2 protein-coding genes are annotated in these 1,505 nt (G+C 34.0%); both read left to right on the top strand.

What is annotated here, in order from left to right; translation table 11 throughout:
• Positions 1-408: carbohydrate ABC transporter permease (locus GXZ17_RS10580; protein ID WP_409377248.1), on the top strand; the 408-nt coding region annotated here is incomplete at its 5' end.
• A 7-nt stretch (positions 409-415) separates the two neighbouring features.
• Complete coding sequence (locus GXZ17_RS10575; RefSeq protein WP_409377247.1) at positions 416-1,261, top strand: carbohydrate ABC transporter permease; 846 nt, start codon at positions 416-418, stop codon at positions 1,259-1,261.
• The last annotated feature ends 244 nt before the right edge of the window (positions 1,262-1,505 follow it).

Here is a 1,505-nt window from a genome sequence, read left to right as displayed (position 1 = left end):
TTAAATTCTTTAGCAGCTGTAGGACTTTGGAAATATGTTGGTTTTTGTGTGGTACTTTTTTTGTCTGGTTTAAAGTCTATCCCGGGTGATATTTATGAGGCGGCTAGAGTAGATGGTGTTAATTCGTTGCAGCAGTTAATTTATATAACTATTCCCAATTTACGCAGTTCATTTTTGTTGGTATCAATATGGAGTATAATTCAAGCTCTCAAGGTTTATGATCAGGTAGTTGTAATGACGAATGGTGGACCTGGAAATTTAACCTTGGTTTTATACTTGTACGCATGGAAAAACGCCTTTGAATTCTTTAATATGGGTTACGCTCAGGCGATTGCTTTGTTCATAGCTGTTTTAGCTTTTACCATATCATTTATATTCAATATTATTCTGAAGCCTGAGAGGAAGTGATTGTGTGATGCAATATATTAAAAAATATAAAACAGGAAATATATTAGTTGTTATAATAGGTATTCTAGTATCATTAATTATTCTATCTCCTATTATCTGGATTATACTTACATCGTTTAAAAGTGTAGAAGAAATTTACAGCATTCCCTTAACGATTTGGCCAAGAGAAATAGTTTTTACAAATTATTTAGATGTGGTTGGCAAGCTACCTGAATTTCCTATTTATTTTTTTAATACAATTAAAGTTACATTAGGCACTATTTTATTAGTTTTGCCTTTGAGTGCAGCTTCTGGTTATGCGCTTGCCCGTAAAGATTTTTATGGTAAAAAGTTAGTTAACTCAATGATTATAGCGTTTATAGCGATTCCATATATTGTTTATCTGGTGCCGATTTATATATTAGAAGATATTTTAAACTTACTCGATACTAATCTAGGTCTAATTCTTCCCTACACCGCGTTGAATTTACCGCTGGCTAGTATTATTATGCAATCTGCCTACGGAGAGTTGCCAGGTGAACTTGAAGAAGCAGCTTATATAGATGGTGCCAGCAGTTTTCAAATATGGCTGAGGGTATTAACGCCGTTAGTTATCACATCATTGGCTACGGTAACTATTTTTACCTTTATAGCTGTTTGGGAAGAGTTTATGTTTGCTCGGACTTTGATGGTAGAAACTTCGGCTCAGACACTATCTGTAGGTTTACCAAATTTGAAGGTTGAGGCTAAGTCGTGGGCTTATGGCACACTAAGCGCAGCATTAACTCTTTCTCTTGTTCCTATTAGTCTAGTATTTGTTATTTTAAGAAAATACTTTATTGAGGGTTTACTGAAAGGCTCAATAAAAGGCTGAATTCAATATTAAGGATTTTTAGCAACTAGAAGAAGTATGGAAGAAAAATAGTTCTCGTAGGGGGAATGCATAAGTTTTTCTTTAGCTGGTCTAAGGAAGAAATGGAAAGATATTTTATTAGCACTATCAATTCTATGAGAGGAAATAGCGCTTACATTTGGATGGACAATGGAGGAATTCCGGAAGATATTACTGTCGATAAATTTCAGTTCTACTTGAGTATTAGTAAGAAATATCGTTATAG

The sequence above is a fragment of the Candidatus Sordicultor fermentans genome (assembly GCF_012728195.1).
GTDB lineage: Bacteria > Atribacterota > Atribacteria > Atribacterales > Caldatribacteriaceae > Sordicultor > Sordicultor fermentans.
Note: the sequence above shows the minus strand (reverse complement) of the source record. Positions and strands in the feature narration are given on the sequence as shown.